We start from the raw sequence: 26518 nt of genomic DNA on the forward strand, positions 1-26518 counted from the left end.
GCTCAGGAACGCCCATCCCGTGATTGTAGCCAAATGTAACAACGTCTACCGGTCGACTCCCGAACGCATGTCAAGTATCAGAACCAAGAGAAAAAGGAGTTCGAAATGGACAGACGCCAATTTGTCTTGACGGTCGCCAGTGCGATTGCAGCAGGTCCCGCATTGTCACAGACTGCTACCCCGATGTTGCAGGTAACCAAAACACCGACCTGCGGCTGCTGCGGTGCGTGGGTTGATGAGATGATCTCTGCCGGGTTCAAAGCATCAGTTGAAGACGTCGACTATGACACCCTTCAAGTGTTGAAGCAGAAATACGGCATCGCGCCAGAGCTCGCCGGATGTCACACGACTTCTGTGAGTGGCTACTTCGTTGAGGGCCACGTGCCTGCCTCCGACATCGCGCGGTTGCTGCAGGAAAAGCCTGCGGCGCGCGGCGTGACAGCGCCGGGCATGCCTATGGGGTCGCCCGGTATGGGCACCAGGGGCGATCCGTATGATGTGATGCTTGTGCTTATGGACGGATCGACCCGGGTTTTCGCGACACACGGCTGACGTGCTTTCTCCCGATACGTTCCGACAAAGCTATTCTCCCGCGCTGCCATTTGGTAGGTTTTGTTGGAACGTATCCCTTCTGAGCATGGCAAGCATCCTGCCGTTTCTGTTTGTCTACGTCGTCAGCACGCCCAATTTTGCGGCGATGCTCGTGACGAATTCCACAGCGCTCGGGCGGTTTCTGCGTCAGGTGATGACAAACGGGCTGCCGGTTGTATTTATTGTCAACTATATCGGGTTTGTCTTCGCACATAACACGTTGAATAATCCCGACCGCTCGGAGATCGGGTATATTGTTCTGGATGGCCTCCTTCGAAGCGCCACTTTCATCGCGATTCACATTCTCGTTTATGTACTGTCGGCTGACTTGTTTGGCTCCTTCAGCGGCAATCGCGCAACCGCAGTAAGCGTGGTTGGACCAACGCTTGAGCGGTCGTTCATTTTTCACAACATCTCTGGCGTGTATCTCTACGCCGTTGTGCCCGGCGCATTCATCGCGCTTCTGGCCGTTCTGACAAAACGTTCAGGCGAGACGTCTGATACAAGCAAATCCAAAACGAGGAATATAGCTCTGCTCTTCAGCCTGGTCTCGATCCCCGGTGTGACAGTCTTGTCTTACGCGCTGAATTCGGCAACCTGACTGATTTACCCGGACAACTATTCGTAGACCGTCATCTGATCAAGTGTATCGAAATGTACCCTTGACCTTACCTCACTGGAATGTCGCACAGACGTCCGAGAATGTCTGGAGAGCTACATGTCTGACACTCAAAGCCAAAAACCCACCTGGTCATCGAAACTGATGCACTATGGCATGGTGGTCTGTTGTGCCGTCATGCTGTTGCCGATCGCGGCCTTCTTTGTCGCCGGGGGTACAATTGCCGGTCTGTGGACCAACGTCGGGCTTTTTGCGCCGATCGCACTCTGCCTCGGGGCACACGTTGTGATGCACAAATTGATTGGAAAGTCGTGCCACGGGTCAAAAGATGAGCAGGCGCAAGAGGATACATTGGATGCAGAATTCCGCGATGGACAGGTTCCTGCTCGGGACATTGCACGCTCGCGCTAAGCGTCGTCTGGCCCTCAGTTCCACCATCGTCGGTCTGCTTGTCCTGGGCGGATGCTCGACGTCAGGCGGGATTTGTCCGTTAGAGCCTCCGTCGGTTACACGGGCCGCTGCCGACAATGTGCGTCTACCCGATGGTTGCCGACTGGTGGGCCTGTCTGGAAAGGGCGTTCAAAAAGTATCCTGCGACGATGGAAGGAGCGGGTTTGCTTTCAATTAAGGCATCTTGCAACACGCTGTAGTGGTTGCCAGAGCCTCCAGTATTTTTTTGCCGATCTGTCATCCCGCGCAGCAGCTCAGCTTCGCCACGTCCATATCAAAGGTTTGAGCCGCCAGCTTCAGCCCTTCCACGGTCGTCAGATACGGGAAGATCGTCTCGCCGAGCGCCTTTGTTGTCATGCCGAACTTCAGCGCCATGACGAGGGTCTGGATCGTATCGGACCCCCCGGGCGCGATGATCTGGCCACCAAGCAGCCGGTCGGTCTTTCTGTCCGCCACCAGCTTGATCAATCCGCGCGTGTCGCGTGCGGCCAGCGCGCGCGGCACCTGATCGAGCGGCACAATGGATGTCTTGACGTCGAAGCCCGCGTCCCGAGCCTGGGTTTCACTGGGACCGACGCCCGCGACCTGCGGGTCGGAAAACACGACCCAGGGCATCGCGGCGTTGTCGTAACGATGGTCCTCACCAAGCACTGCGTTTTTGGCTGCGAGCTTTGCACCATAGGCCGCCATATAGACGAACTGGTCACGGTTGGTCACATCGCCCGCAGCATAGATGCCGTGCACCGATGTCTGCATGTCCTCGCCGACGACGATGGACCCACGCGCGTCGGTTTCCACGCCGATTGCGTCCAGGCCCATATCTTCGGTATTGGCCCGCCTGCCAGCGGTCGAAACGAGGTGATCCGCCGTCACTTCGACAGGCTTACCGTTCTGGATCACGCGCAGTGTCACGCCCGCGTCGTCGCGGCGCACAGTGTCGTAGCTTAACCCGGTCAGAAGGGTGATGCCTTCGGCCTCGAACGCCGCCGCCAATGCCTCCGAGACCTCTGGTTCCGCGCCGGGCAGCAGGTGCGACCGGGCGACAAGCGTGACCTTCACGCCCATCCGGCTCATCATCTGGGCCAGTTCCGTGCCAATGTAGCCCGCGCCGATGAAGATCAGGCTTTTCGGCAGCACCTCGAGTTCCAGAAGGCTGGTGCTGTCGAGCGTGCCGATTTTCTCGATCCCGTCGATGGTCGGCAGGACGGGACGCCCGCCCGTGGCGATGATGGTCCTCGGTGCTTTCAGGGTTCGCTCACCGACTGTCACGCCACCTTCGATCAGCCGCGCGGGACCGGCGTCGATGTAATCAACACCCTCATATTCCGGCAGAAGGTCCGCGTATTTCTTCTGGCGCAGGGTCGCGACCAGGTCGTCTTTGGACTGAACGAGCGTCTGCCAATCATCCACTTGTGCCCGTCCCGACAGGCCGGGGAACCGCTTGGCAGCCCCCGCACCGTGCACGGCCTCTGCCGCACGGATCATCGCCTTGGAGGGCACGCATCCCACGTTGACGCAAGTTCCGCCGATGGTGCCATATCCCACGAGGGCGACACGCTTCCCGGCATCCGCGCCTGTAATTGCGGCGGAGAACCCCGCCGACCCCGCCCCGAGGACGATCAGGTCATAGCCGCCTTGGCCGTCGCCGACTTTGATTAAGTCTTTCATCTCAGCGTACCTCACCTAGTTCGTGATTTCTCGATTTAGCCGCGAGAAGATAGATGACCGCACCGAGGGCGATCAGCGGTGTCAGCATGCCAAGAAGGCCGAAGAACATACCAGTGGCGGTGCAACATCCCATCATCATGAGGGTGATCCTTTCCTTTGCGCGCGGTTTAGGAGAACCGCGTAGAGTGCTGTGGCGGCGAAAACGACGATTGTGATCCGTATCGCGAACCTGAACTCAAAGAGAATGATCAGGATCGACAGGGCTGCCGCGAGGCCGGTGGCCCAAAGTTTCGGGGCAGGACCCGGTTTTCCAGCGCGAAGCCAAAGGGCCTGTGCCACCACTGCGAGGCTTAAAAAAAGCAGCGGGAACAGCGCGTAATCGAGCCAACCCGTGAGGGCCGACAATCCGACGCCAGCGACGATGACGACCAAAAGCGGCGTAAAGCAGCAGAGCGCGGCGAAGAGCGCACCGCCAAGCCCCCATTTCAGCAGACGGTCGGAATTTTCAGGTGTGCCAGTCAAGGAGCCGTCTTTCTCTGTGATGGGTCGGGGCCGGAGGCGCGTTTCATTTGCAAATGACGCAGTGCGCGTACGATCAGGTAAGTCAGACCCGCTAAAACCAGCGCGGCAATCCCGCTCATTCCTGAAAGCCAGGCACCAATCCCGCCGAACAACGCCGCAAACACGGCAGTCCCGCCGCCGCAGCAGACGACCACGACCGGAGCCGCTACCGCGAAGGCCAGTAGACCACCCATAAAATTGTCACGCATTGCAGACGGCTTAGGAGGCTGTGTCGGGCAGCACCTGCGCCGGATAGCCATTGGCTGTCACCGCGCCGACGATGCTTTCGATGGAAGTCTCGGCGTCATCGTAGGTCACGCTGTAAACACCCTGCCCGTATTCGGGGCCGTCCTCGAATGCGGCGATCTCGACCGACGGAACACCACGCATCGAGCTGGCGACGATGAATGAACAGGACGGGCATGTCAGTTCGCTGACGGCGATCTCGACCTGGCGCTCTTCAGCGAGGGCCGGAGTCGAGAGGGCGGCGATGGTCAGGGCGGATAGTAGAAGATGCTTCATGGTCTTGGTCCTCGTTCAGAATTTCAGGATGAAGGGGGTGATGTAGGGAAAGATCATGGCAACAGCGACAATCGCGGAAGCGGCCCAGAGGGTTGCGCGCATGATGCGGCGGTCGATGGGGCGGGCGCAGGTGCCATCGGCACAGGCCTCGGCATCTACAGGCTTGTAAGCCTTGTAGAAGCCGTATCCCAAAAACGCGGCGCTCAGCGCGAAGGTGTACCATTTGTAGGCATAGAGCGCTCCGAGCTGCGCGATGAACACGCCTGTCACGCCAAAGCTGACCAGCACCAATGGAAGGATGCAGCAAGAAGTCATCGCCAGCGCACCGAGGACGCCGAGGCCGGTCACGCCCCATCCCTTGGTGGTTTCGTCGCCAATTTTCTGCGACCGAGATTGCGGAAGTTCCGCCAAATTTTGTTCCATCGAATCTTCCTTGAACAGATGTTTCCACCGTTCTAAGGTCTGTAGTTGATACAGGCTCAAGGGGGTTTTTTTTGAAATGAGTAACACAAGCGTGAGATCAATTCGGCGGGGTGATTTGGCACGAGCGACGGGCTGCAACCTGGAAACCATTCGCTATTATGAGAAAATCGGCATCATGCCGGACCCGCCGCGCAGTACGAAGGGCTATCGAAGCTACGATGATACCCATGTCCGACGATTGAAGTTCGTCATGCGGTCCCGAGATCTCGGTTTCTCGCTAGAAGAGGTTCGCGGGTTGCTGGGCTTGGTTGATAATCGGATCCAGACCTGCGCCGAAGTCCAAGCCATGGCCGAAGTACATCTCGGAGAAGTGCGCGCAAAAATAGCCGATCTGACACGGATAGAACGCGTCCTATCGGAAACCGTCGCGCGCTGCACGGGCGATGCGGCACCCGACTGTGCCATCATTGATGCGCTTTTCGATGCATGAGCACGAAAACAGGTCTGGAAAGATGCTATTGGCGCATCCTGGCCAGTGCCTCTTTTAGAGTTTGCCGCCGCGGATCGTTTTGCGGAGCTTCTGATAACAGTATTTCAGCACGTTCAAGTGCGACGATTGCCTGTTCTCTATCGCCCAAGACGGAGTAAGCGTTGCCAAGCCGCATCCACCCGTCAAGGTCGTCCGGCTCGTCTTGGAGACGCGCAGCCAGCCGTTCAACCATCGACATGATGAACGCCTGCCTCTCTTCCACTGTCAGATCTTGCGCGTTTTCAATATCTTCTTGAGTAGGCCCAGGCGCATTGACCATCGGGGCAAAATTAGCCAGCGAGATCGGGGCTCTGCCGATCTCGGTGCCAATTCGGTTTGCTTCAGCAACAAAGCTTTCCATCCAGGGATAGAAACTGTCCGCGTTGTTCAGTCGTCTTACCAGCAAGTCATGTGCCTGCGCGATGTCGCCCTTCTGTCTCAATGCGACTGCCTTGTAGAAGACCGCCGCGGGATTGGACGGGTCCAGTTCCATCGCATGCTCGATTGCGGTCACCGCAGCCGGTGTCACAACACCTTGCTCTGCCGAGATAAGGGCCTCTGCAAGCATGGAGAAAACGGCCGAAGTGGCTTCTGGTCGTTTGGCGACAATCCCGAAGGCCTCGGCAGCATCTGCGAACCGACCCATTCTGGAATAGGTTTGTCCCAGAAGCATCCAGCCTTCTGACGGTCCTCCGGAGGGATCAGTCGTGAGCCGATCATAAAGCTGATTTGTCAAATCTGCGACTTTCGCCGTCTCTTGACGTTCAGCTGTCCGCTCGGAAAATGCAATGCCGGGTATCTCCGGTGATCCCATGACCGCGTAGTAACCGAATGCGAAGGCCGGAACGAACATAGCACTCAGAACAATGGCAAAGCGACCACCCGATGTCAGTTCCTTGGTCGCCTGAGCAGTCTTGCGCGACTGCATGAGAATCCGTCTCTTGATCTCCTGTTCTGCCGCGGTGGCCTCTGCGCCAGAAATGACACCGCGCTCCAGGTCCCGTTTGACCTCATCCAATTGGTCCAAGAGAACGGCGGGGGTTGTATCCGCCATGACCGACGTCATTTCTGACCGGCGTCGGAGCGGTAGTCCCACAAAGAGCAGTCCAATTGTGGACAGTGCGGCAAAAACCAACCAGATCATCAATTGTCCTTTGGAGTGTTAATGTCGATGAAACGCGCAATCTCGGCTTCCTCAACTTCGGAAAAATCCGCCACGACGCCTTTGCGCCGGCTTCTCAAAATGATCGCCCAGCCCGCCAGGAGAGAAACGACAGCCAAAACAAAGGGCGCCAACCAAAGGGCCAGGGTGGAGGCATTGAAAGGCGGGCGCATCAGAACGTAGTCGCCATAGCGCGCATGAATAAACGCGATGACCTCTTCATCGCTGTCGCCAGCGACCAACCTTTCACGCACCAAAATCCGCAAATCCCGCGCAACGCCAGCATTGGAGCTGTCGATATCCTGATTTTGACAGACGACGCAGCGCAGTTCCTTTGAAATCACCCGCGCGCGCTCTTCAAGCACCAGATCCTGCAACATCTCGTCCGGCTCGACCGCAAAGGCCATCACCGGAAGAAGCAAAAAAAGCGCGATGATCACATGCCTCATCCGTTCTGCCCCCTCGGCAATGCGCCTGCCTGTTCGAGCGCCTCTCTGAACCTAGCAATGGCTTCATCACCAACAACAGGCCCCACGTATCTGAACAACACAGTTCCATCGGGTCCGACAATGAACGTCTCGGGTACGCCCGACAGGCCCCATTCAATGCCAGCCCTTCCACTCAAGTCTGAGCCAATCCTTTCATAGGGATTGCCAAGCTCCGCCAGCCATTTTGTCGCATCTTCCGGCTTGTCCTTGTAGTTGATACCGAACAGCCTCAGCCCATCTTTTTCGACCATTTGGGTCAGTATGCCATGCTCCGCCCGGCAGGGTACGCACCACGAAGCAAACACATTCACGATGACCGGTCCGGCGTTATCCACGAGATCGGCGCGGGACAAGCCGGGCGTCTCCAGCCCCTCAATGGCAGCCAGATCGAACTGGGGCGCAGGCTGGGAGATCAAAACAGATGGAATGTTGTTTGGATCCCGATCGGGGTTAAGCCCCCATAGGAAGAACCCGCCAAATACCGCCGCGATCGCGAGCGGGATGAATGCCAGTATACGTCCCATCGTTACTCTGCCGGAACCCGAGCGGTCACAGCTGCTTTGCGACGAGGTGCACCGACGCGCAGCCGACGATCCGACAGCGAAAGACCGCCGCCTAGAACAAGCATCGCAGACCCGATCCAGATGAAATTGACCAAAGGTTCATACAGAATTCGAAGAGTCCATGCGCCTTGTGTACTGGCGTCCTCCGAGGCCGGGTTCGCGATGGACGCATAGAGATCTCCTGCCAGTGTGGAGCGTATCGCGCTCTCGGTCGTGGTGCTTTGAGCAACCGGGTAAGTCCGCCGCTCCGGGAAGAGATCGGTCAAGTATTTTCCATCCCTCGAAACGGTCAATTCACCGCGATCCGCAAAGTAATTGGGCCCACGCACCCGTTCGACTCCGTTGAACCTCACATCAAACCCGCCGATACTGATGTCAGCGCCGGGCTGGACAAACATAATTTCCTCGGATTTCCAAACTGTTGAGCCAATGAATCCGAACATGGCAACAGCAAGACCTGCGTGAGCCAACGTCATGCCATGCGCAGATCTGGGCAGATTTGAAGCCCGGCGCCAGGATGTTGAAACCGGGCCCTCAAACAGCTTGATCCGCATCGTCCATTCCCGCACCGTCGCCATGAACAGCCAAAAGGCGAGCATCAGAGACAGATAGCCCAACACCGGGCCACCTTCCGCCAAATACCAGACCGCAAGCGTCCCCAGAACGGCAAGAAGGGCGACAAAGCGCAGACGTTGCAGGACGCCCGGCAAATCCGCGCGCTTCCACGACAAGAAGGGTCCACACCCCATTGCAAAGACAAGCGGCAACATGACCGGAATGAACGCAGCATTGAAAAATGGCGGGCCTACCGACAGCTTTTCGCCGCCTGTCATTGCTTCGTAGAACAGAGGGTACAATGTACCAAAAAGGACGACGCCAGTGGCCGTTGTCAGAATCAGATTGTTTACCAACAGGCCCGCTTCACGGCTGATCGGTTTGAACAGCCCACCCGGCTCCATCATCGGCGCGCGCCATGCAAATAGCGCGAGCGAGCCACCGATTGACACCGCCAGCAGTCCCAGAATGTAGAGGCCTCTTTCGGGATCAACCGCAAATGCATGCACAGAGGTCAGCAGCCCCGACCTGACGACAAACGTTCCCAAGAGGGACAGGGAAAAGGTCAGGATCGCGAGGAGAATTGTCCAGCTTTTGAAGGCGTCTCTTTTTTCTGTCACGATTGCGGAATGCAGCAGTGCCGTGCCCATCAGCCAGGGCATGAAACTGACGTTTTCGACAGGATCCCAGAACCACCAGCCGCCCCAGCCAAGCTCGTAATAGGCCCACCAAGACCCCAAGGCGATGCCCGCGGTCAGGCTCATCCAGGCGGCCAGTGTCCACGGACGCACCCACCGCGCCCAGGCGGCATCCACCCGTCCTTCGATAAGGGCTGCAACGGCAAAAGAGAAAACAATCGAAAACCCGACATATCCAAAATAAAGGAGCGGTGGATGCATCGCGAGGCCAACATCCTGCAGCAGCGGGTTAAGGTCCTGGCCGTCGCTGGGTGGCGGGAAGACGCGATCAAAAGGGTTGGACGTAAACAGCATGAAGGTCAGAAAGCCGACACTGATCCATGCCTGTACCGACAGCGTTCGCGCCTTCAGTGCTTGCGGAATATTGGATCCAAACAAAGCAACAGCAGCCCCGAAAACCGTCAAAATGAGTGTCCAGAGCAAAAGCGAGCCTTCATGGCTGCCCCATGTGCCCGCCACCTTATATAACATCGGTTTGAGTGAATTCGAATTCTCAACAACATTCTTGACCGTAAAGTCGCTGGTGATGAATGCCTGCATGAGCGCAAGGAATGCAACGGTGACGAAGAGCACCTGTCCAAACGCGGACCATCGGGCCGATTGCATCCAAAGAATATTCCGACGTTTGGCACCGAGGATTGGCAATACACTTTGAACAAGAGCCAGAGCCAAGGCCAAGGCCAGCGCGAAATGACCAACTTCAGGTGTCATCTGATCATCCACCCCTTCGATGAACTCACCGCTTTGTGCGGTTCGTACCATTCCTACCAAGTCGGCCTGCAAACTGTCAGGGGTTGCTTTGTCACCGTTTGTAACAAAGAGCCCTGTGACATATCATTACAAAACACCCCCTCCCCCGGTCTTTATCTGATCCGACATAATAACGATGTTTCGAGAGTAAGTTGGAAAGGAAAGACCGATGGCAAATAGAAGCATTTTTGCACTTTGCGTGCTGACTACCTTTGGCATATCGCAAGCTGCGTTTGCGGAGTCGCATGTCGGCGGCGAAACTCAGCCTGATACGGGCGCAATGTCCAACATGACAATGGGCGATGGTGCCGCGCAAACTGGTATGATGAGTGGGGACATGATGTCCATGATGCAGAACATGATGAAGATGCACGCATCCAGGATGGGTGGCCGCGGCGGTATGATGGGTATGATGGATCGTGATATGATGGCCATGATGATGCCCAGCGGTGATCCTCAGAACATGCGCGCGCACATGGGCGTGAAGTTGCGAGAATTTGATGCCGACGCCAACGGTGCGCTGACCCTCGAGGAATTCGAGACCTTGCACATGAATGTCGTTCGCGACCGCATGGTTGACCGATTCCAGCATCTGGACGCGGATGCCGATGGTCAGATCACTCAGCAAGAAATGGACGCCGCCGGTACACGGATGGGCGACATGCAAACAACGTCGGATGCGTCCGGATCTGCCGATCACCATGGTAGCGACAATGAATAAGCAAAGCGTCAGGCCTGCCTATTCCAAAGGAGGCCTCCGATGCCATCCGATCTGACACGTCGCACGGTCGGATTAGCCTTGATCGCTGCAGCCGTCTCACCAACTTTAGCCGTCGCACAGACAGCCAAGATTTGGTCATCTGACTCCGCGTATAATGCGCTGCGGCAAGATCGCGTCCGGATGATCGACGTCCGTTCGCGGCCGGAATGGGCCGACACCGGGATTGCTGAAGGAGCCTGGCCGATCAGCATGCACGAAGATCGGTTCCCCGAGCGGCTTTTTTCAGCCCGTGCAATGGCCAAAGGCCGGCCTGTCGCCCTCATTTGTGCAACTGGTGGTCGGTCAGGAAGTGTGATGCGGAGTCTCCAGCAAGCTGGGTATAGTGACTTTGTTGATGTATCCGAAGGAATGCTCGGATCTGCCGCCGGGCAAGGTTGGATTGCAGCCGGCCATCCGGTTGTCAGCATGGAAGCTGCCCTGGCGGCCCTTCCGGAAGGCTTGGCCTGACGTGCGCCTCTTGAACCGCCGTGAAGCTATTGGATATGCCGCAGGTTTCGGAGCCGCCGCTGTGCTGCCATCTGCTGCGCTATCCGGCACAGGGCGGAAGCTTGAATACCCAGAGCTTCTGGATGCAACAACATCGCGACGATTTCAGCTGAAAGCTCAATCTGGCGCGACCCGATTTCGCGGCAGTTCCGCGACCGAAACCATCGGTTACAACCAAGGCTATCTTGGACCAACGATCCGGCTTTTGACCGATGCAGATACTTTGGCCGAGGTGCAAAACACTCTGGACGAACCCGTCTCGTCGCATTGGCATGGGTTGCTTGTTCCAGGCCCCTTCGATGGTGGGCCGCATCAGGCCATCGCGCCCGGACGATCATGGGACCCGGTACTCAACCTTGATCAGCCTCCAGCAACAGCATGGTATCATAGCCATGTGCACGGTTCGACAGCCCGACAGGTCATGTTCGGACTGGCAGGTGTTCTGCATGTTACCGATGGGGAAGACGATGAACGTGGTCTGCCGTCCACCTATGCGGTTGATGACTTGACCCTCGTACTGCAGGACCGTCAATTTAATTGGCGCGGTCGCATGACATACGATGTCGGCATGCATCAATCGATGAATGGTTTTCGAGGTGACACAATGCTCGTGAACGGGCAGGCAGGAGCCTCAGCGGCAGTTCCCAAGGGGGTCGTGCGGTGCCGTCTTGTCAACGGTTCGAATGCGCGGATTTACCGACTGTCCTTGGCCGACGATCGGCCACTTCACCTCGTGGCGACGGATGGCGGATTCCTGGATCGACCGGTTGCACTCACTCGTATGGTGCTTGCGCCAGGAGAAAGGGTCGAAGTTCTCATTGATTTCACGGATGGCAGGGACAGCGTCCTGGTGTCCGACGATATTGCAAACTCCGCCATGGGTGGAATGATGGGAAGTGGTTCTGGCGGTCGTTTTACGGTGCTGCACTTCGCCGTCGATACAACCCTCCCCGTCCGTATCGACACCCTGCCCGATGCCATGGATGGCCCGTTGCCTGACCTTTCTTCCAACGATATCCCCGTTCGGCGTCTAACTCTAGACATGTCGATGGGAATGGGCATGATGATGTCCCGCTCCGGCAATCAGTTTTCAATCAATGGCGCGCCCTATGATCAAAACGCCCTCAATTTCTCTACCAAGCTCAAAAGCACCGAGCGCTGGATTGTCCGCGGCGACATGATGATGCACCCGTTCCATATTCATGGGGTGCGCTTTCAAGTCTTGTCCGACAACGGACGCCAGCCGCGGGCAGAGAACAGGGGCTGGAAAGACACCGTTCTCGTGGCTGGCGAGGTTGAACTGGCGATAACGTTCGAAAAACCGGCGCCATCGTCGGCACCGTATATGTATCATTGTCACATTCTTGAACATGAAGACGGCGGCATGATGGGACAATTCAGTGTCTCATGATGAAGAATGTGCTTGACCCTCTACTCGCTGGAACCATGACAGTTGTGCTTGGCCTTTATTGAGGGATCAAAATGGATAATGGATCGAACATCGGGCGTCCTTTTCACGTCGACGTTGTAGCGGTTTTCGTGGCGCTCTATGCGATCGGGTAACACGCATCCCCGTCACTTGGGACTAGTTCTGATCGCAGTGCTTGCGGCGCTGCTCACTGGCATGTGGGCCTTGGATTATTGGCCGAACATAACCCGGGAAACCATCGAGGGCTGGGTTGATGGTGCCGGTCCTTGGGGGCCACTTCTGATTGTTTTGCTGATGATGGGATCAATCGTTGCAAGCCCCATTCCCAGTGCCCCGATCGCCCTTGTAAGCGGAGTTGCCTATGGCCACATGGAAGGAGCCATCTATGTAGCCATCGGGTCGGAACTGGGTGCATTGTCAGCGTTCATCATCGCGCGTTACCTAGGGCGCGTCTACGTCGAGCGATGGCTAGGTAACAAGGCCGCTTATGGTTTGCTCGGGTCTCAAAATTTGCTTACTTTGACGGTGTTTGCTTCCCGTCTTTTGCCCTTCATCTCGTTTGATGCAATGAGCTATGCTGCGGGCCTTAGCCGCCTTCACCTTTGGCGCTTTTTGATTGCAACACTCGCCGGAATTCTTCCCGCGAGCTTCCTGCTCGCGCATATTGGAGCAGAAGCGATGTCAGGGAGTTTCGACGCTGCTGAGTGGGTCATCGTTGGTCTCGGAGTGATGACAGCAACACCGTTGATTCTGGTGGCGATTTTGCGCCCCTCCGACCGAAACAAAGCTTCCTGAGTTTGGATTACCGACTAGAGCAACTCCTTCACCCGCCTTGCTCAACATTGACCTTCCCACGCAGGAAGCCCCTAGAGTCGAATCATGACAGAGTTGCAAACCGAACAGCATCGCCGGGATTTTCTCTACTATGCGACTGCCGGAGCGGGAGCAGTTGCCACTGGCTCGGCAGTTTGGCCTTTGATCAATCAAATGAATCCATCTGCAGATGTTCGAGCTCTCTCAAGCATCCGGGTCGACATTTCGGATGTAGAGCCTGGAACACAACTGACAGTAAGTTGGCGGGGCAAACCGGTCTTTATCCGCCACCGAAATGAAGAAGAGATCGCTCAGGCGCGCTCCGAGGACGTGTCGTCATTGCCCGATGCAGTGGCTCGAAATCCAAATATTCCTGGTGAAGATCCGGCCACAGACGAAAATAGAGCACTGCCCGGACATGAGAATTTCTTGGTTATGATTGGTGTTTGCACACATCTCGGTTGTGTGCCCCTCGGTGATGGTGCCGGCGACTTTGGCGGCTGGTTCTGTCCATGTCATGGATCCCACTATGATACTGCGGGACGTATCCGGAAAGGGCCCGCACCAGAGAACCTTCACATTCCCACATTATCGGTTTCGGAAGGCATGATATTGACACTGGGCTAGCGGGTTTCACGGGCGGAGACCTAAAAATCTCGAACCCGATACGAATTGTTACATATGCATGCTGAGTCTGCCTTGACCTTCCAGCTACTGGAGGAGCTAGTTGTATGATCGTCTTGAATATCAAGGATTGAGACGATGAGCACGGATCAAGATCAACACCACAACACCATGCAGGCCGCGACCGCTTCGAACGCCACGACAGTGATCGATCCGGTGTGTGGCATGACCGTTGAGGTCAACGAAAATCCCCGGAATACTGAATTTGGAGGGGAGACCTTCCATTTTTGTTCAGAGAACTGTGAAACGAAGTTTCGCAGCGACCCATATTACTACGCCTCGGGACATGCGCAAAAGGCGCAAACGCATAGCAAGGCAAGTACTCAATGGACTTGCCCGATGCATCCCGAAATCCTCAGGGACGAGCCTGGCGCGTGCCCGATTTGTGGTATGGCGCTTGAGCCAATGCTCCCATCGGATGAGCCGTCCGAAGAACTCTCCGATTTCACGAAGCGCATGTGGATCAGCGCGGCAGCCGCAGTTCCGCTGGTCATCTTGACCATGGGCGAACTGGTCGGTCTGCCCGTGCGCGCGTGGATCGGTCATCAGAATGCAGTCTACATCGAATTCCTCCTCGCAACGCCGATCATTCTCTGGGCCGCGCTCCCGTTCTTCAAAAGGGGGTGGGATTCCATAACGACTCTATCTCCAAACATGTGGACGCTTATCGCGCTCGGGGTCGGAGCCGCCTACACCTATTCGCTTGCCGCGACCTTCTTGCCTGGAATTTTTCCTTCGGCGTACCAAACCGGCGAAGGCGTCGGCACTTATTACGAAGCCGCAGTTGTGATCGTCACATTGATCTTTGTCGGTCAGGTGCTTGAATTGCGTGCACGGGAACGAACGGGTGATGCAATCCGCGCCTTGCTTGATCTCGCACCGAAAACAGCCCGCCGTATTATGCCGGACGGGACCGAATACGACGCACCGCTGGAGCATATCATTGCTGGCGATACGCTACGCGTGCGACCCGGTGACAGCATCCCAGTGGACGCTGACGTGCTTGAGGGGCGTTCATCAATCGACGAAAGCATGATTACTGGAGAGCCGCTTCCCGTTGAAAAAACACAAGGGGACCGGGTCACGGGCGGGACGATCAACAAAAACGGCACGTTGATGGTGAGGGCCACGCAAGTCGGGGCGGACACAGTCCTTTCTCAGATCGTGGATATGGTCGCTGGAGCGAAACGGTCGCGCGCGCCAATTCAGGGACTAGCAGACCGTGTGTCGTCAGTATTCGTGCCAACGGTCGTTCTCATTGCGGTCACATCGTTCATCGCTTGGCTCATGTTCGGGCCAGATCCGGCACTTGCATTTGCGATAACAGCTGCAGTCTCTGTGCTTATTATCGCCTGCCCTTGCGCATTGGGTCTCGCAACACCGATCTCGATCACCACTGCTGCGGGCCGCGGGGCACAAGCGGGTGTCTTGATCAAGGATGCAGAGGCACTTGAGCGGATGGCGCGCGTCGATACGGTCATTGTTGATAAGACTGGCACCCTCACCCAAGGGCGTCCGAAGCTCACAGATTTGGTGGTCACGGGTGGGCACTCTGAAAATGATGTTCTTACCCTTGTTGCAGCCTTAGAACGAGGCTCAGAGCACCCCCTTGCGGAGGCGATTGTGGAGGGTGCACGAGAGCAAGGCCTGTCGCTTTTTGAAGCAACAAACTTCGAGGCTATCACTGGCAAAGGTGTCAGAGGTCAAGTTGACGGCCATGATGTCGCTCTCGGAAATCCAGCAATGATGGACGAAATCAATGTGGACCATTCGGTTGCTGAACATGCTGCAAATGACCTCAGGGCTTCTGGAAAGACTGCCATGTTCATAGCAGTCGATGGTAGGTTCGCCGGGATCGTGGCAGTCGCTGACCCGATCAAAGAAACCACGGCCGGTGCCATTGACGATCTTCATCGCCTCGGGCTCAGGGTCATCATGGCGACTGGTGACAATCAAAAGACGGCGGAAGCCGTCGCTTTGAAGCTTGGAATAGATGAAGTTCATGCAGGGGTTTTGCCGGAAGACAAGAAAGCCCTGGTGGAAAACTTGAGGCATGAAGGCGCCCAGATTGCCATGGCCGGAGATGGCGTAAACGATGCGCCTGCCCTAGCGGCTGCCGATGTCGGGATTGCGATGGGTACCGGTGCCGACGTTGCCGTCGAAAGCGCTGGCATCACACTATTGGGAGGCGATCTGGTAGGCATTGTCAGAGCCCGCAGGCTCGCAAAAGCAACGGTTCGAAATATCAAACAGAACCTATTTTTTGCGTTTGCCTATAACACTGCAGGTGTTCCTGTCGCGGCTGGCATTCTCTACCCCATTTTCGGGTTGCTTCTTTCGCCAATGATCGCTGCCGCAGCCATGAGCCTGTCGTCAGTATCGGTCATTGCGAATGCGCTTCGATTGCGGCGTGCCGAACTTTGACCCCTGTATGCGAAATTGTCATCAGATTCTTGAGCTTTCCACCAAGCCGCAACTCAAGAAGGACAGGTCCAATCCCGCCTTCATGGTCCAGATTGCCATTGTGCGGCACAATAGCTCTAAGTATCTGTGGTGCAGGAAAGCCGGATTGCCTTCATTTCATTCAGTTGCGCTGTGGCAGCAGACTTGTCGTTCCCACCGACCCGGCATTCACGAGTTGTCGCTCAAGATACATAGGGACATACTCTCCACGCCGCCACAATCGACCAAGATCATCGTAAAAGCGGCTGAGAAAATGGCCCGACTGTCCGGTTGATGCTATGTATACCGAACTGTTTGGATCAGAAAGGTCATAGACCCCACGGAAAGTCGATCCAAAATCAGCCTGGAACGGGTCCTCGGATGCACCCGCAGAAAATCCAAGGAAAAGAGTGGTGTCGCCGCCTGAGAACGGAAGTCGAATGTTTGACATGAAACTGAAACCTCGAGACCAACTCAGGATAGGATGATCAAGTGCGGTTTGATGGGCATCTCCCCACCTCAAAGTACTCAAATCGCCACGCCCAAATGTTTCTTCGAGCCATAACAGTGAATCGTCGAGCGCGAGGCTAGCGATCTGATCACAGGTCTCGATTTCTTCCGATTGAACTACGTCGCACCAGATTGAGGCACCATCGACATCGCGGAACACGCGCTCGAGAAAAAGTGTCTGAATGACAGGCAATCCCTCAGCCATTTTGCTCAACTCGTCGTTTATCAACCGTTGCTGGAGGGCGCGCATCCAAGCGGTATAGATCAGGGGTTCCGCCATGTGCTCGTTCATGTCGCCGTTCCAATCTGCCAGCATTTGCAGAGCTTCGGCACGCCGTCGGGCAAGAGTTCCTTGGGGCGCGGGTGGTTCTGAAAACCACAAGTTCTTGGCGATGAGTGGCAACAGGCCCCTTGCGGCCGGACTGATAGTGTCTTGCTGATACTCAACGAAACCGTCCCGGGTGTGGACGTCGCGCGCCTCAAGCAGCCTCGTAAGGCGACCTAACCTAAAGCTTCGTCCGTCTGCCCAAACAAATTCGGGAGAGGGCGCTTGATTGTCTATGTCGCGATCAATTTGTGTCTGGGAGTTTGGATCGGATAACTCGGCGTCCTCCGAGGTGTCACCTGGGCCAGTCTCAAGCCAGCGGCTTTCCGACAGCCATCCAGGTGCTGGCATAGACCCCGCAAACGCATTTCGAGGATCTCGAATTGGTTGGACGCCAACAAACTGACTTGCGAGATTTTCCTCGTCTGCAATGATCATCTTCATAGCGGGTGCGATGAAGGATCGCATTGCCAAGAACCCTTGATCTGTACTCTTTGCAGTCATCAAACCCATGAGCGCACTTATGGAAGTGTCATTTGTGGACAGGCCGGTCCATGCCAGAGAGGCAATGTGCCCTTCTGGAATGACCGACGATAAACCGAACAAGTCAGATTGAACGATCGGACCGTTTTCGCTTCGCTCCAAGCGAATAGTCACGGGCGCTTCGCCCCGAATGCGTATAACGGAGGGGCGCGAAACGATTGGCCGGGGTCCCGCCGGTGTCAGTACCTCACGAGAGCCTGTGTCGAGTAGCTTCTCAATAAAAAGATCCTGGTCGTCGATGTTCGATGTGGTTCCAGACCATGCCAGACTGCTGTTACGACCTGACAGTATGACCGGCAACCCAGGTATTGTCGCACCGATGACGCCACCGACTTGAAGCTCCAACCCAGCGAGGTACCAGAGCGAAGGTATGGCCAACTGAGTGTCGAAAATACCGGCAACTACCGCGTTGCCTGAAACGGTTCGGTTGCGGGTGGCAGCCCAGGCAAGCATCGACGAATTGAGATTGGGACTTCTAAGAGGCGACAATCTGCTCAGTTCAGCGGGTTCAAATCGAATGGCGCCGAGACGAGCATTCGGAAACTGGTCAAAGTACCTTGGTATGTTGCGATCATCATTGGCAAATGACGCCGGGAGAAGATCAGAAACGCGTGCGGGGGGAATGAGCATAGAGAGGCGAGCCCTCAAAACCTCTTCTTGGAATTGACCCGAGCTCTGTAACGCAAAAAGCTTGAGAATTGCGATGCTGTCCTCTGGTCTCCATGGCGCGATGGAGCTTTCAAACAGAAAGAATTCTGGTGCACCTCGCCCCAACGCACCTTTGTTGATTTCCTCAATCCACGCATTCACCCCTTCCGCATAGGCGTTGAGAGCTTCACGCGTTTTGTCGTCCTGGGCGGAAAGCGAAGAACGAGCGGCCTCGGCCAGATCAAGTCTGCGCATGAAATCGTCATAGGCCAAAGTGCTTCGTCCGAAGAGTTCAGATAGGCGTCCTTGGGCAATTCTTCTTAGAAGGGTCATTTGCCACAGCCTGTCTTGCGCGTGAGCGACTCCAAGCCCAAAAAAGACATCGGGGTCGTTCGTTCCAAAAATGTGTGGAACTGCGTAAGCGTCTCTCACGATATCGACCGGTGCCGATAGACCCTCAACATTGAAACTTGCCGTGTAGTCTGGAATTGATCGAGTCATCAGCCAAATCGCCAATACGATCGCAACTATTGTTATGATTGCTGCGGCGATGAACCCTCTAAGCAAGAGTCGGAATAGACGTCTCATCCGTACCATGTCCGCTGAGGGTAGCTTCGCAGAACATTCTTCGTTTCAGTAAAGCGCGTACCGAAACAGGTCGACTTCCAGTCCTTTTTATACGCGAGGTCACAGCTCCGTCTTGAAGATCGGGCGTCGGCTGGCGGATTCAAAATGGCTATTACTTCCGGTTTCGGCCGTTCCATCGCTTGCAGACCCAAACGACGCAAAACAGAGCCAAAATTACGGCGAATACTAAAGCCGCCCATGTGATGCCAATAGAGAATATGGTTGTCGTCCCGTCGCTGTCACCTTGCATCGACTTCTGCCTCCAAGAAAAAGGTAGAGCAACGTCGATCCACGGCAGTTTCTATCATGAACCCTTGGCTGTTTCGCCGTGCATACGATCTTTGGAATACACTTCAGATTGGCGGCCAAAAGGCCCGCCGCTGTCACGGGACAATCAGTGAACTAAAAAAGTCTGACTTGGGTGCCGACTTCCGCCAGATCGAACAACTCTGCGATATGCTCGTTGTACAGCCCAATGCACCCATTGGAAGACTGACGCCCGATCTTGCGTGTGTCGCCGGTCCCGTGGACACGGTAATATTGCCAGGAAAGATAGAGCGCGTGTGTGCCGAGAGGGTTGTCCGGGCCCGGTGGCCAGTAGTCAGGCCATTCAGGATTACGCTCCTTCATCGAAGGTGTCGGTCTCCAACTCGGACCTTCTACTTTTTGAACGACCCTTGTGTATCCCCGCCGGGTCAACTCTTCTGATTGAGGCACGCTCGACGGGTAGAGCTTGTAAATACTTTCGTCCTCAGACCAGAACTGAACGGCTCTTGAATTGATGTCGCAGAGGATCGCCCCATGCTCGAGATTATCAAAGTGGTCTTGCCATGGCTGAGCGCTGAAGGACGAGATATTCCTGCGTACCGCCGTTCCGGTCGGTTGCTCCACAGACTGGGCCTTTACCAAGGCCGGAAGTCCGATGACGGCGGCGGCTGTTGTTGACAGAAACTGCCTGCGGTTTTTAATTATTCTGCTCACAGCTTTCCTCCATTTTTTTGAGTCGTAAGACCTCTAGTAGCTAGAGGGTCAAGCGATCCGGGAATGACATTTTTGTGAAGCGATTTAGAGAAAGCGACGGGTTGAAGCCCGATACTCTTCAAATTCAGAACCGTACAGGTCCTTTAGCCACGGCTCTTCTGCGAATGGCGCGGCAATCAAAACAAGGATGGCCGCTGTTCCTACAATGAGAGCCGAGGGTGAAGACGTAAGGATCATCCATCCACCGACGATTGCCATATCCGCCATGTATTGAGGGTTTCGAGAGTAGCGATACATGCCGGTAGTCTTCAACGTGCCTTTAGCTCCACCAGTTTGCGCTATCCCGAAATGAGCGACTTCAGTCCAGACGACAAAATTGCCAAACAGAATGAGAGGTATCCCAACCCCGAACCGGAGCCAGTTGGGAAACGCCAAAATGCCCCACCCCAAGACGCCAAGCACAATGAATACGCCAAACAACGAAAACGTTGGCACCCAGACCAGAATTGGAGTGATCGCCGTGTAACGTTGGGGCGGCCAGATACGGCGCTTTGGGGAAACAATTGACCAAAGGATCGAAGCCAGTGTTGCTGCAGCAATTCCTAGACCAGAAAGAACAAGCGTAGTTTCCATCATGCTTTTGTCTGCTCGTGTCCATAGAGTTGTGCGCTCTCATGAGCATTCTCCAAGTCTTCGAATTCGAGCGTGGAGTGCCGGATGCCGAACTCTTCGGCGAGACGCGCCTTTATGGCAGCTTTGATCCCTTCGCCGGATGAGCCATCGATGGTCACTATATGGCAATCCAGCGCCGCCTCGTTCTCTTGCATCTGCCAAAGATGAACGTGGTGGACGTCATGGACCCCGTCGACGTCTCTGATTGCGGCAACAATTGCGTCATTGTCGAGGTCAGGTGGACTTCCCAGCATCAGGATGCGAATGGGTCCGCCGATTTCAGTTAGAGCGAGGTAAAGGATGTAGAGCGCGATGCCGATCGTGATCGCCGGATCGACCCACCACATATTATAGAGCAGGATGAGCGAGCCGCCGATGATCACCGCAACAGAGGCCAGTGCGTCTGACAGATTGTGCAGGAAAAGCGCCCGGATGTTCACGCTGCCCTTTTGCATCGAATACGTCAGCAGCGCTGTCAGCGTGTCGACGACCAGCGCCACTGAGCCCAGGATCACCACAGTCCAACCGGCCACTTCGGTCGGTTCGATCATGCGCATCCCGCCCTCGTAAATGAGATAGATACCGACGAGGATGAGGGTGGTGTAGTTGATCAAGGCAGCCACAACTTCAATCCGGCCATAGCCAAAAGTCATGCGCTTGTCGGCGGGTCTTCGGGATATCTTTCGGGCTGCGAACGCGATTACCAGAGACGCCATGTCTGAGAAGTTGTGCAGTGCATCCGCTATGAGAGCGAGGCTGCCAGAGAGGATGCCGCCCACAATCTGTACAACCGTCAGAAGTGCGTTGGCCCAGATAGCGATGGAGACACGGCGGTCGCCTGACGCGGGATCAATATGCGCGTGGCCGTGATCATGAGGCATGACGCGATTCCTCGTGTCTATGATTAGGCAATGCCAAGCCAGGGATCTGCGGCACACTACCTGATCTGATCCGGCGCACGCGGGCGTTCATCCAATGGCGTATGATATGGCGATACAATATGCCCTTTACGAAGCTGAATGACTGCTGATGAGCGGCGTAGAAGTTGTCGGGCGCGTCGAAAGTACCAAAGTCCTGGGCAATACCGGTCTCTTGGATGTAGGTATTGCCCCCCGTCCACTCCACTGGCGGCGCCTGCAGGCAGTCGGTCCCTGCCCCGTAACCGCAGAGACTGTGTGAATCGGCAAATTTGGATTGCAGCGCTGATAGAAACTCCGCATCCAGAATGAATCCTTCGAGGTTTGCCCAACCCGTCTCCGTCTCCACCTCAACCCAAGAGTGGACGATCTCATTGGGTGCAAGAGGATAGACGAGCTCTGGCACAACACCCCGTTGCAGCTCTTTGTGGATCGTGAACCCGTGAAGGCGGCACTGCACACTTACCGCGCGCAACAGGGCCATGAGAAGCGTGCCCTTGGTGTTGCATTGACCAAAACCGTCAGCGAGCACCTCGGCGGCCGAGATGTGGTCAGCGCGGTTGTACCCAAAGGCAATTTCATTGCGGACGAAATCGTAGACAGCGCCGATCCGGTCATGTTGAGAAAGGGCTTTCCACCCTCGGTCCTCGATCAATTGTGCAATCGACGGGTGGTCGAAGTTCAGGATTGGGGTTGTTGCCAACAGCCGATCATTCGCGCTCATTTTATATCTCCTCGAATCGTCTACGTGAAGATGTAATTGCTACAGTCACTATAGATTCAAGATCCAAATTTCATTTTAGTTTAGCACACGCTGTCACAAATCTGATGCTTAAGACCCGCATCTTCGCTGCAAACTCATCCCTCTTTTCAGGAGCAAAACTATGAAGACGTTAACAGCGGTATCCGCCCTTGCCATCGCGGTATCAGGCATGGCGACAGCACAAGACCTGCCGCAGGCAGAAAATGATTGGTTCGTATCCGGCCAAGAGCGTCTGGCCGAAGAGTTGGCAAAACTGCCCAATACCAACAGAGCCGTCAACATCATTTTGATGATCTCTGACGGCAACGGCGTTGGTACAAACTACGCATCGCGTCTGTTTGCAGGCCAGCAAGAGGGCGGCTTTGGTGATGAGTATGTTCAACCCCAGGAGGCCTTTCCAAACCTCGCTCTGGTCAAGACCTACAACGTTAATGCCCAGACGCCGGACAGCGCTGGAACAGGCACGGCCATGATGGCCGGGATCAAGACCAAGGCTGGCATCATCGGTGTGAATGAAAACGTGAACCGCGGCGACTGTTCGACGCTGCCGGGCAATACCGTTGCCTCCATGAACGAACTTATGAGTGAGATGGGAAAAGAAACCGGCATTGTCTCCACAGCGCGCATCACACATGCAACGCCGGCCTCGGCCTATGCAAAGACAGTGGACCGCAATTTCGAGGCGTCAGTGCCTGAAGGTTGCGACACCCAGACTGACATTGCGACGCAGCTGATCGAGGCCATGCGTTCCGGGATGATCGACGTCGCCATGGGCGGCGGCATGCGCAACTTTCATGGTGACGAAGGCGGGCGCCGCGAAGACGGGGTCAATCTGATGGACGTAGCCCAAAGCGAACTAGGCGCTCATTTGGCGACCGATCAGGCGTCTTTCGAAAACACCCCTTTGGATGGGACCCCGATCCTCGGGTTGTTTGAAAGCAGCCACATGATGTACGAAGCTGACCGCGAAGACGAACCCAGCCTGGCCGACATGACCGGTGCGGCCATCCAGGCGCTTCAGGCAAAATCGGGGGACAATGGCTTCTTTCTTCAGGTCGAAGCGGGTCGCGTGGACCATGCCAACCACGGCGGCAACCTTGCACGCGCGGTACGTGACCAAAAGGCGTTCTCCGACGCCGTCGCGATCGCTGATGAACTGACGGACGATGCCGACACCCTGATCATCGTGACGGCTGATCATGAACATGCACTTGCCTTCAATGGTTATTGCGGGCGTGGGTCGGACATCCTTGGCCTGTGCATGGGCATCGACGGCGAAGGCGTGGCGCATACCGGAGAGCCCGAATTGGGAGCCGACAATAAGCCGTTCACCGTCGCAGGCTACCTGAACGGTGCGGGATCGGTTCTGACCGAACAAGCGGATGGTTCTTTCTTTGGTACGCGTCCGGCGCTCACCGAAGAGGCCGCGACAGACCTGGACTATTTGCAGCAGGCGGTGGTTCCCAAGTCCTCCGAAACCCATTCGGGTGAGGATGTCGCCGCCTATGCCAAAGGCCCGTGGGCACACCTTGTCGATGGCACAATTGAACAGAACATGATTTTTCACATCATGAACTACGCCGCGACGGCCGAATAATCTGATTTGGTCTGATCACGACATCCCCAAGAGTTTCGCTCTTGGGGATGTTTTGCATTTGATTTTGAAGATACGAGCCCCAAAGAAACCATTGGTCCAAGCCCTAGCTTAAGGCGTTGCGTGGACCCAAAAGAATGATGGCGGCGCCAATCAGGCAAACAACAACGCCTATGACATCCCATCTGTCAGGCCGCTGTCCCTCAGCCAGCCACATCCACATGACTGATGCCGCGATATAAACTCCGCCGTACGCAGCAAATGCACGTCCCGCGACGGTGGTATCGACCTGTGCCAACAGCCAACCAAACACCAATAGGGCGCATGCTCCTGGCAGGATCCAAAAAGCGGTGGCACCGAGACGCCACCAGTTCCAGATCGTAAAACACCCTGCGATTTCAGCCAAGGCTGCGAGTGGATATGCGAGCAATGCAGGCATTGCTACGCGCCAATCTCGTCATGGTCGGTCAGGCACTCAGAATGATCGCGCAAGACCTCGAGAACCTTGCAGTCCGCGGTATTGCCTCCGCTGCATTCATGGATCATGCGCTTCAGCTCGGTGCGCAGCGCTTTCAATCGATCCATCCTTAGTTCTACTTGCTTGAGTTGCCGCCGCGCGATGGAGTCTGCTTCATGGCAAGACCTATCTGGGTTGTCGCTCAGATCAAGCAACTCGCGGATCGCTTCAAGTGGAAATCCCAACTGGCGTGAGTGTCGAATAAAGGACAAGCGGTCGACTTCCGCATCGCCATAGCGCCGTTGCCCCCCTTCTGTCCGGCCCGGTTCAGGCATCAACCCGATCTGTTCATAGTACCGGATGGTCTGAACTTTTGTTCCGGTCTTCTTTCCCAAGCTTCCAATTGTCAGCATGCGACCTCCATATCTATAGTATTGGTAGCTATAGCTACTGGCGTCTGCAAGCCGGGGCTCTGTTCACGGGTACGTGACACAAACGTCTCTGCGACAAGAAACAGCTTGAACCTCTAGCAACTAGAACATTTAGAACGCTCTAAAAATGGGCGGAATCGGGCGCAATACGGCCAATGAGATTATCAGTGATTCAGAAAGGGCTTTGGGGACTCACCGTGATCGCGGTTGTGGGGTTCGTTTGGCTGCAGATTTCTGCCAGAGGCGAACGGTCAACTGATGGGCCTGCGTTCCGAGCCGATTTCGAACTGACCGATCATAATGGGATGGTCCAAACAGACGAATATCTCGCAGGGCGCTGGATGCTCGTTTTCTTTGGCTTTGCGAATTGCCCCGACGTGTGCCCCACAACTCTGGCGGAGGTAGCCGCTGTGATGGACGGGCTCGGCTCCGATGCGACACAAGTCCAGCCGCTTTTTATCTCGATTGATCCAGAACGCGACACGCCGCAAGCGCTTGCTGAGTTTATCCCATATTTTGACGCAAACATCATCGGACTGACAGGCACCGCTGATCAAATTGAGAGAACGTCCAAGACATTTCGCATCTACTACGAAAAGATTGAGGAAGCCGCTTCGCCCGACGGATACACGATGGGGCATTCGTCTCAGCTGTTTCTCTTTGATCCGCAAGGCGGATATGTCGGTGCCTGGACATATGGCACGCCGGCAGAGGAGATCCTTGCCGATCTGAAGGCGCGGATGTCGATATGAGCCGGGTGATGTCAAAAGAGACGGCTTTGACCGCCGCGTGGATCGTCGCTTTGGGGAGTTCCTTGGCCGTGCTCTATATAGGTGAGGTTCTGGGGCAGGCTCCGTGCAATCTGTGCTGGTTCCAGCGTGCGTTTATGTTCCCTCTGGTCGTCGTTCTGGGCCTCGGTCTCTGGTGGGAGGATCAACGGGTCGGTCGCTACGGTGTTGCTCTTGCCCTTGGTGGCGCTGCCATCGCGCTTTGGCATCTTGGTCTCTATACTGGAGTTTTGCCCGAGCCGATCCAACCCTGCACGGCGACTGGCCCATCCTGCACCGGCGACAATCAGCTGTTTCTTGGAATCCCTATCCCGCTCTTGGCGCTGATTGCCTTTGCGTTTATCGGCTTCTTGTCATTTTTCTCCCTGAAGGAGCCCCGTCCATGAAAAACAAATCCATCGTCCTATCGGTCCTTCTTGTTGGGCTTGCCGTCTTTGCCGCCGCGATTTGGTATCAGTCCCGCCCTGGCCCGGTTGCCCAGGTTGATCCGGTCCAACCCGAAATCGCCGAAGCACTCATGCGTCCCTACTCACCTATCATGGGACCCGAAGACGCGCCGGTCACAATTGTGGAGTTCTTCGATCCCGCTTGCGAAGCCTGCCGTGCTTTCTATCCGATCATAAAGGACATCATGGCGGAACACGGCGATCAGGTCCGCGTCGTATTGCGATACACCCCATTTCATGGCGCGGCATCGGAAGAGGCGATCCGGGTGATGGAAGCGGCGCGCATGCAGGACGTATATATTCCGGTCAAAGAAGCGATCCTCGAATTTCAGCCACGATGGGCATCCCACGGTGAACCAGCGCCCGGATTGATCCTTGGCATTGCAGAGCAGGCCGGTCTGGACGTAGAGGCCGCACAAAATCAGATGAAAGCGCCGCAGACGCTCGCAATCCTTAATCAGGATCGTGCAGATGTGGAGACAATGGGCGTGCGTCAGACACCAACGTTCTATGTGAATGGCAAACCGCTTGACCCGTTCGGAGCCGACGAGCTCCGTGCGCTTGTTGCGGCCGAGGTCGCTGCAGCAGGGTCGTGACCAAGA

The 26518-nt window shown here is 55.8% G+C and carries 30 protein-coding genes; 14 read left to right on the forward strand and 16 right to left on the reverse strand.

The window, feature by feature from the left end:
* Window positions 1–105 precede the first annotated feature (105 nt).
* The 3 genes from BCF46_RS17920 (at window position 106) to BCF46_RS17930 (ending at window position 1621) form a co-directional block, all read left to right on the forward strand.
* Window positions 106–552 (forward strand): DUF411 domain-containing protein, encoded by a 447-nt coding sequence (locus tag BCF46_RS17920; RefSeq protein ID WP_058314103.1) that lies wholly within the window; start codon window positions 106–108, stop codon window positions 550–552.
* An 85-nt stretch (window positions 553–637) separates the two neighbouring features.
* A complete protein-coding gene (locus BCF46_RS17925) occupies window positions 638–1192 on the forward strand; it encodes a hypothetical protein (RefSeq protein WP_235872024.1) in 555 nt (184 codons plus the stop codon).
* 117 nt (window positions 1193–1309) lie between these two features.
* Entirely contained in the window at window positions 1310–1621 is a 312-nt protein-coding gene (locus BCF46_RS17930) for a DUF2933 domain-containing protein (RefSeq protein ID WP_058314104.1), read from the forward strand.
* A gap of 276 nt (window positions 1622–1897) precedes the next feature.
* On the opposite strand, the gene merA is transcribed toward BCF46_RS17930, so the two are convergent.
* From merA to BCF46_RS17955, 5 genes are all read right to left on the reverse strand, one after another.
* A complete protein-coding gene (merA, locus tag BCF46_RS17935) occupies window positions 1898–3328 on the reverse strand; it encodes a mercury(II) reductase (protein WP_121027724.1) in 1431 nt (476 codons plus the stop codon).
* Window positions 3329–3463: 135 nt separating this feature from the next.
* The gene (merF, locus tag BCF46_RS17940; RefSeq protein WP_121027727.1) at window positions 3464–3850 is read right to left on the reverse strand and encodes a mercury resistance system transport protein MerF; all 387 of its coding nucleotides are present in this window, start codon (window positions 3848–3850) and stop codon (window positions 3464–3466) included.
* Entirely contained in the window at window positions 3847–4098 is a 252-nt protein-coding gene (locus BCF46_RS17945) for a hypothetical protein (protein WP_121027730.1), read from the reverse strand. Before BCF46_RS17945 ends, merF begins: the two co-directional genes overlap by 4 nt.
* Before the next feature lie 10 nt (window positions 4099–4108).
* On the reverse strand, window positions 4109–4411 hold the full coding sequence (locus BCF46_RS17950) for a heavy-metal-associated domain-containing protein (protein ID WP_121027733.1): 303 nt from the start codon (window positions 4409–4411) through the stop codon (window positions 4109–4111).
* Window positions 4412–4426: 15 nt separating this feature from the next.
* Window positions 4427–4834 (reverse strand): mercuric transporter MerT family protein, encoded by a 408-nt coding sequence (locus tag BCF46_RS17955; protein ID WP_235183693.1) that lies wholly within the window; start codon window positions 4832–4834, stop codon window positions 4427–4429.
* A 76-nt stretch (window positions 4835–4910) separates the two neighbouring features.
* Here BCF46_RS17955 and BCF46_RS17960 point away from each other — a divergent pair, with 76 nt between their 5' ends.
* A complete protein-coding gene (locus BCF46_RS17960) occupies window positions 4911–5324 on the forward strand; it encodes a MerR family transcriptional regulator (RefSeq protein WP_211332843.1) in 414 nt (137 codons plus the stop codon).
* Between the two features lie 25 nt (window positions 5325–5349).
* On the opposite strand, the gene ccmI is transcribed toward BCF46_RS17960, so the two are convergent.
* Genes ccmI through BCF46_RS17980 form a run of 4 tightly spaced genes read right to left on the reverse strand, consistent with a single transcriptional unit; the run spans window position 5350 to window position 9540 of the window.
* Entirely contained in the window at window positions 5350–6507 is a 1158-nt protein-coding gene (gene ccmI, locus BCF46_RS17965; RefSeq protein WP_121027735.1) for a c-type cytochrome biogenesis protein CcmI, read from the reverse strand.
* Window positions 6507–6974, reverse strand: coding sequence for a cytochrome c-type biogenesis protein (locus tag BCF46_RS17970; protein WP_121027738.1), 468 nt, complete (start codon window positions 6972–6974; stop codon window positions 6507–6509). Before BCF46_RS17970 ends, ccmI begins: the two co-directional genes overlap by 1 nt.
* On the reverse strand, window positions 6971–7537 hold the full coding sequence (locus BCF46_RS17975) for a DsbE family thiol:disulfide interchange protein (RefSeq protein ID WP_121027741.1): 567 nt from the start codon (window positions 7535–7537) through the stop codon (window positions 6971–6973). The genes BCF46_RS17970 and BCF46_RS17975 overlap by 4 nt, the downstream gene beginning before the upstream one ends.
* A 2-nt stretch (window positions 7538–7539) precedes the next feature.
* On the reverse strand, window positions 7540–9540 hold the full coding sequence (locus tag BCF46_RS17980; RefSeq protein WP_121027997.1) for a heme lyase CcmF/NrfE family subunit: 2001 nt from the start codon (window positions 9538–9540) through the stop codon (window positions 7540–7542).
* Between the two features lie 208 nt (window positions 9541–9748).
* Between BCF46_RS17980 and BCF46_RS17985 the strand changes: the two genes are divergently transcribed.
* The 6 genes from BCF46_RS17985 to BCF46_RS18010 all read left to right on the forward strand — a co-directional run bounded on the left by BCF46_RS17985 (window position 9749) and on the right by BCF46_RS18010 (window position 16196).
* Entirely contained in the window at window positions 9749–10300 is a 552-nt protein-coding gene (locus BCF46_RS17985; RefSeq protein ID WP_121027744.1) for an EF-hand domain-containing protein, read from the forward strand.
* Window positions 10301–10339: 39 nt separating this feature from the next.
* Window positions 10340–10807 carry a rhodanese-like domain-containing protein gene (locus BCF46_RS17990; protein WP_121027747.1) on the forward strand — a complete coding sequence of 156 codons (468 nt, stop codon included), beginning with the start codon at window positions 10340–10342 and terminating at the stop codon, window positions 10805–10807.
* 1 nt (window position 10808) lies between these two features.
* Window positions 10809–12257, forward strand: coding sequence for a multicopper oxidase domain-containing protein (locus BCF46_RS17995; RefSeq protein ID WP_121027750.1), 1449 nt, complete (start codon window positions 10809–10811; stop codon window positions 12255–12257).
* Window positions 12258–12446: 189 nt separating this feature from the next.
* Entirely contained in the window at window positions 12447–13070 is a 624-nt protein-coding gene (locus tag BCF46_RS18000) for a TVP38/TMEM64 family protein (protein WP_245990243.1), read from the forward strand.
* 84 nt (window positions 13071–13154) lie between these two features.
* Window positions 13155–13715 carry a ubiquinol-cytochrome c reductase iron-sulfur subunit gene (gene petA / locus BCF46_RS18005; protein WP_072629824.1) on the forward strand — a complete coding sequence of 187 codons (561 nt, stop codon included), beginning with the start codon at window positions 13155–13157 and terminating at the stop codon, window positions 13713–13715.
* 168 nt (window positions 13716–13883) lie between these two features.
* Complete coding sequence (locus BCF46_RS18010; protein ID WP_245990266.1) at window positions 13884–16196, forward strand: heavy metal translocating P-type ATPase; 2313 nt, start codon at window positions 13884–13886, stop codon at window positions 16194–16196.
* A 160-nt stretch (window positions 16197–16356) separates the two neighbouring features.
* Here BCF46_RS18010 and BCF46_RS18015 read toward each other — a convergent pair whose 3' ends face one another.
* From BCF46_RS18015 to BCF46_RS18035, 5 genes are all read right to left on the reverse strand, one after another.
* Window positions 16357–18828 carry a penicillin acylase family protein gene (locus BCF46_RS18015; protein ID WP_121027759.1) on the reverse strand — a complete coding sequence of 824 codons (2472 nt, stop codon included), beginning with the start codon at window positions 18826–18828 and terminating at the stop codon, window positions 16357–16359.
* Window positions 18829–19269: 441 nt separating this feature from the next.
* Window positions 19270–19791: a L,D-transpeptidase gene (locus BCF46_RS18020; protein ID WP_370399028.1), complete on the reverse strand. Its 522-nt coding sequence runs from the start codon at window positions 19789–19791 to the stop codon at window positions 19270–19272.
* A gap of 141 nt (window positions 19792–19932) precedes the next feature.
* Entirely contained in the window at window positions 19933–20484 is a 552-nt protein-coding gene (locus BCF46_RS18025) for a methyltransferase family protein (protein ID WP_072629826.1), read from the reverse strand.
* Window positions 20481–21401, reverse strand: a complete 921-nt coding sequence (locus tag BCF46_RS18030; protein WP_121027762.1) for a cation diffusion facilitator family transporter — start codon at window positions 21399–21401, stop codon at window positions 20481–20483. Before BCF46_RS18030 ends, BCF46_RS18025 begins: the two co-directional genes overlap by 4 nt.
* Window positions 21391–22161 (reverse strand): transglutaminase-like domain-containing protein, encoded by a 771-nt coding sequence (locus tag BCF46_RS18035; RefSeq protein WP_121027765.1) that lies wholly within the window; start codon window positions 22159–22161, stop codon window positions 21391–21393. The genes BCF46_RS18030 and BCF46_RS18035 overlap by 11 nt, the downstream gene beginning before the upstream one ends.
* Before the next feature lie 160 nt (window positions 22162–22321).
* Between BCF46_RS18035 and BCF46_RS18040 the strand changes: the two genes are divergently transcribed.
* Window positions 22322–23797 carry an alkaline phosphatase gene (locus tag BCF46_RS18040; protein ID WP_121027768.1) on the forward strand — a complete coding sequence of 492 codons (1476 nt, stop codon included), beginning with the start codon at window positions 22322–22324 and terminating at the stop codon, window positions 23795–23797.
* A gap of 103 nt (window positions 23798–23900) precedes the next feature.
* Here the strand turns inward: BCF46_RS18040 and BCF46_RS18045 are convergent, their stop codons facing one another.
* Window positions 23901–24233 carry a YnfA family protein gene (locus BCF46_RS18045; protein WP_121027771.1) on the reverse strand — a complete coding sequence of 111 codons (333 nt, stop codon included), beginning with the start codon at window positions 24231–24233 and terminating at the stop codon, window positions 23901–23903.
* 2 nt (window positions 24234–24235) lie between these two features.
* On the reverse strand, window positions 24236–24664 hold the full coding sequence (locus BCF46_RS18050) for a MerR family transcriptional regulator (protein ID WP_121027774.1): 429 nt from the start codon (window positions 24662–24664) through the stop codon (window positions 24236–24238).
* Between the two features lie 173 nt (window positions 24665–24837).
* Between BCF46_RS18050 and BCF46_RS18055 the strand changes: the two genes are divergently transcribed.
* The 3 genes from BCF46_RS18055 to BCF46_RS18065 are packed head-to-tail and all read left to right on the forward strand — an operon-like array spanning window position 24838 to window position 26512.
* On the forward strand, window positions 24838–25434 hold the full coding sequence (locus tag BCF46_RS18055) for an SCO family protein (protein ID WP_121027776.1): 597 nt from the start codon (window positions 24838–24840) through the stop codon (window positions 25432–25434).
* On the forward strand, window positions 25431–25856 hold the full coding sequence (locus tag BCF46_RS18060) for a disulfide bond formation protein B (RefSeq protein ID WP_121027779.1): 426 nt from the start codon (window positions 25431–25433) through the stop codon (window positions 25854–25856). The genes BCF46_RS18055 and BCF46_RS18060 overlap by 4 nt, the downstream gene beginning before the upstream one ends.
* The gene (locus tag BCF46_RS18065) at window positions 25853–26512 is read left to right on the forward strand and encodes a DsbA family protein (protein WP_121027782.1); all 660 of its coding nucleotides are present in this window, start codon (window positions 25853–25855) and stop codon (window positions 26510–26512) included. The genes BCF46_RS18060 and BCF46_RS18065 overlap by 4 nt, the downstream gene beginning before the upstream one ends.
* Window positions 26513–26518 lie beyond the last annotated feature (6 nt).

It is taken from the genome of Litoreibacter meonggei, assembly GCF_003663885.1.
Classification (GTDB): Bacteria; Pseudomonadota; Alphaproteobacteria; order Rhodobacterales; family Rhodobacteraceae; genus Litoreibacter; species Litoreibacter meonggei.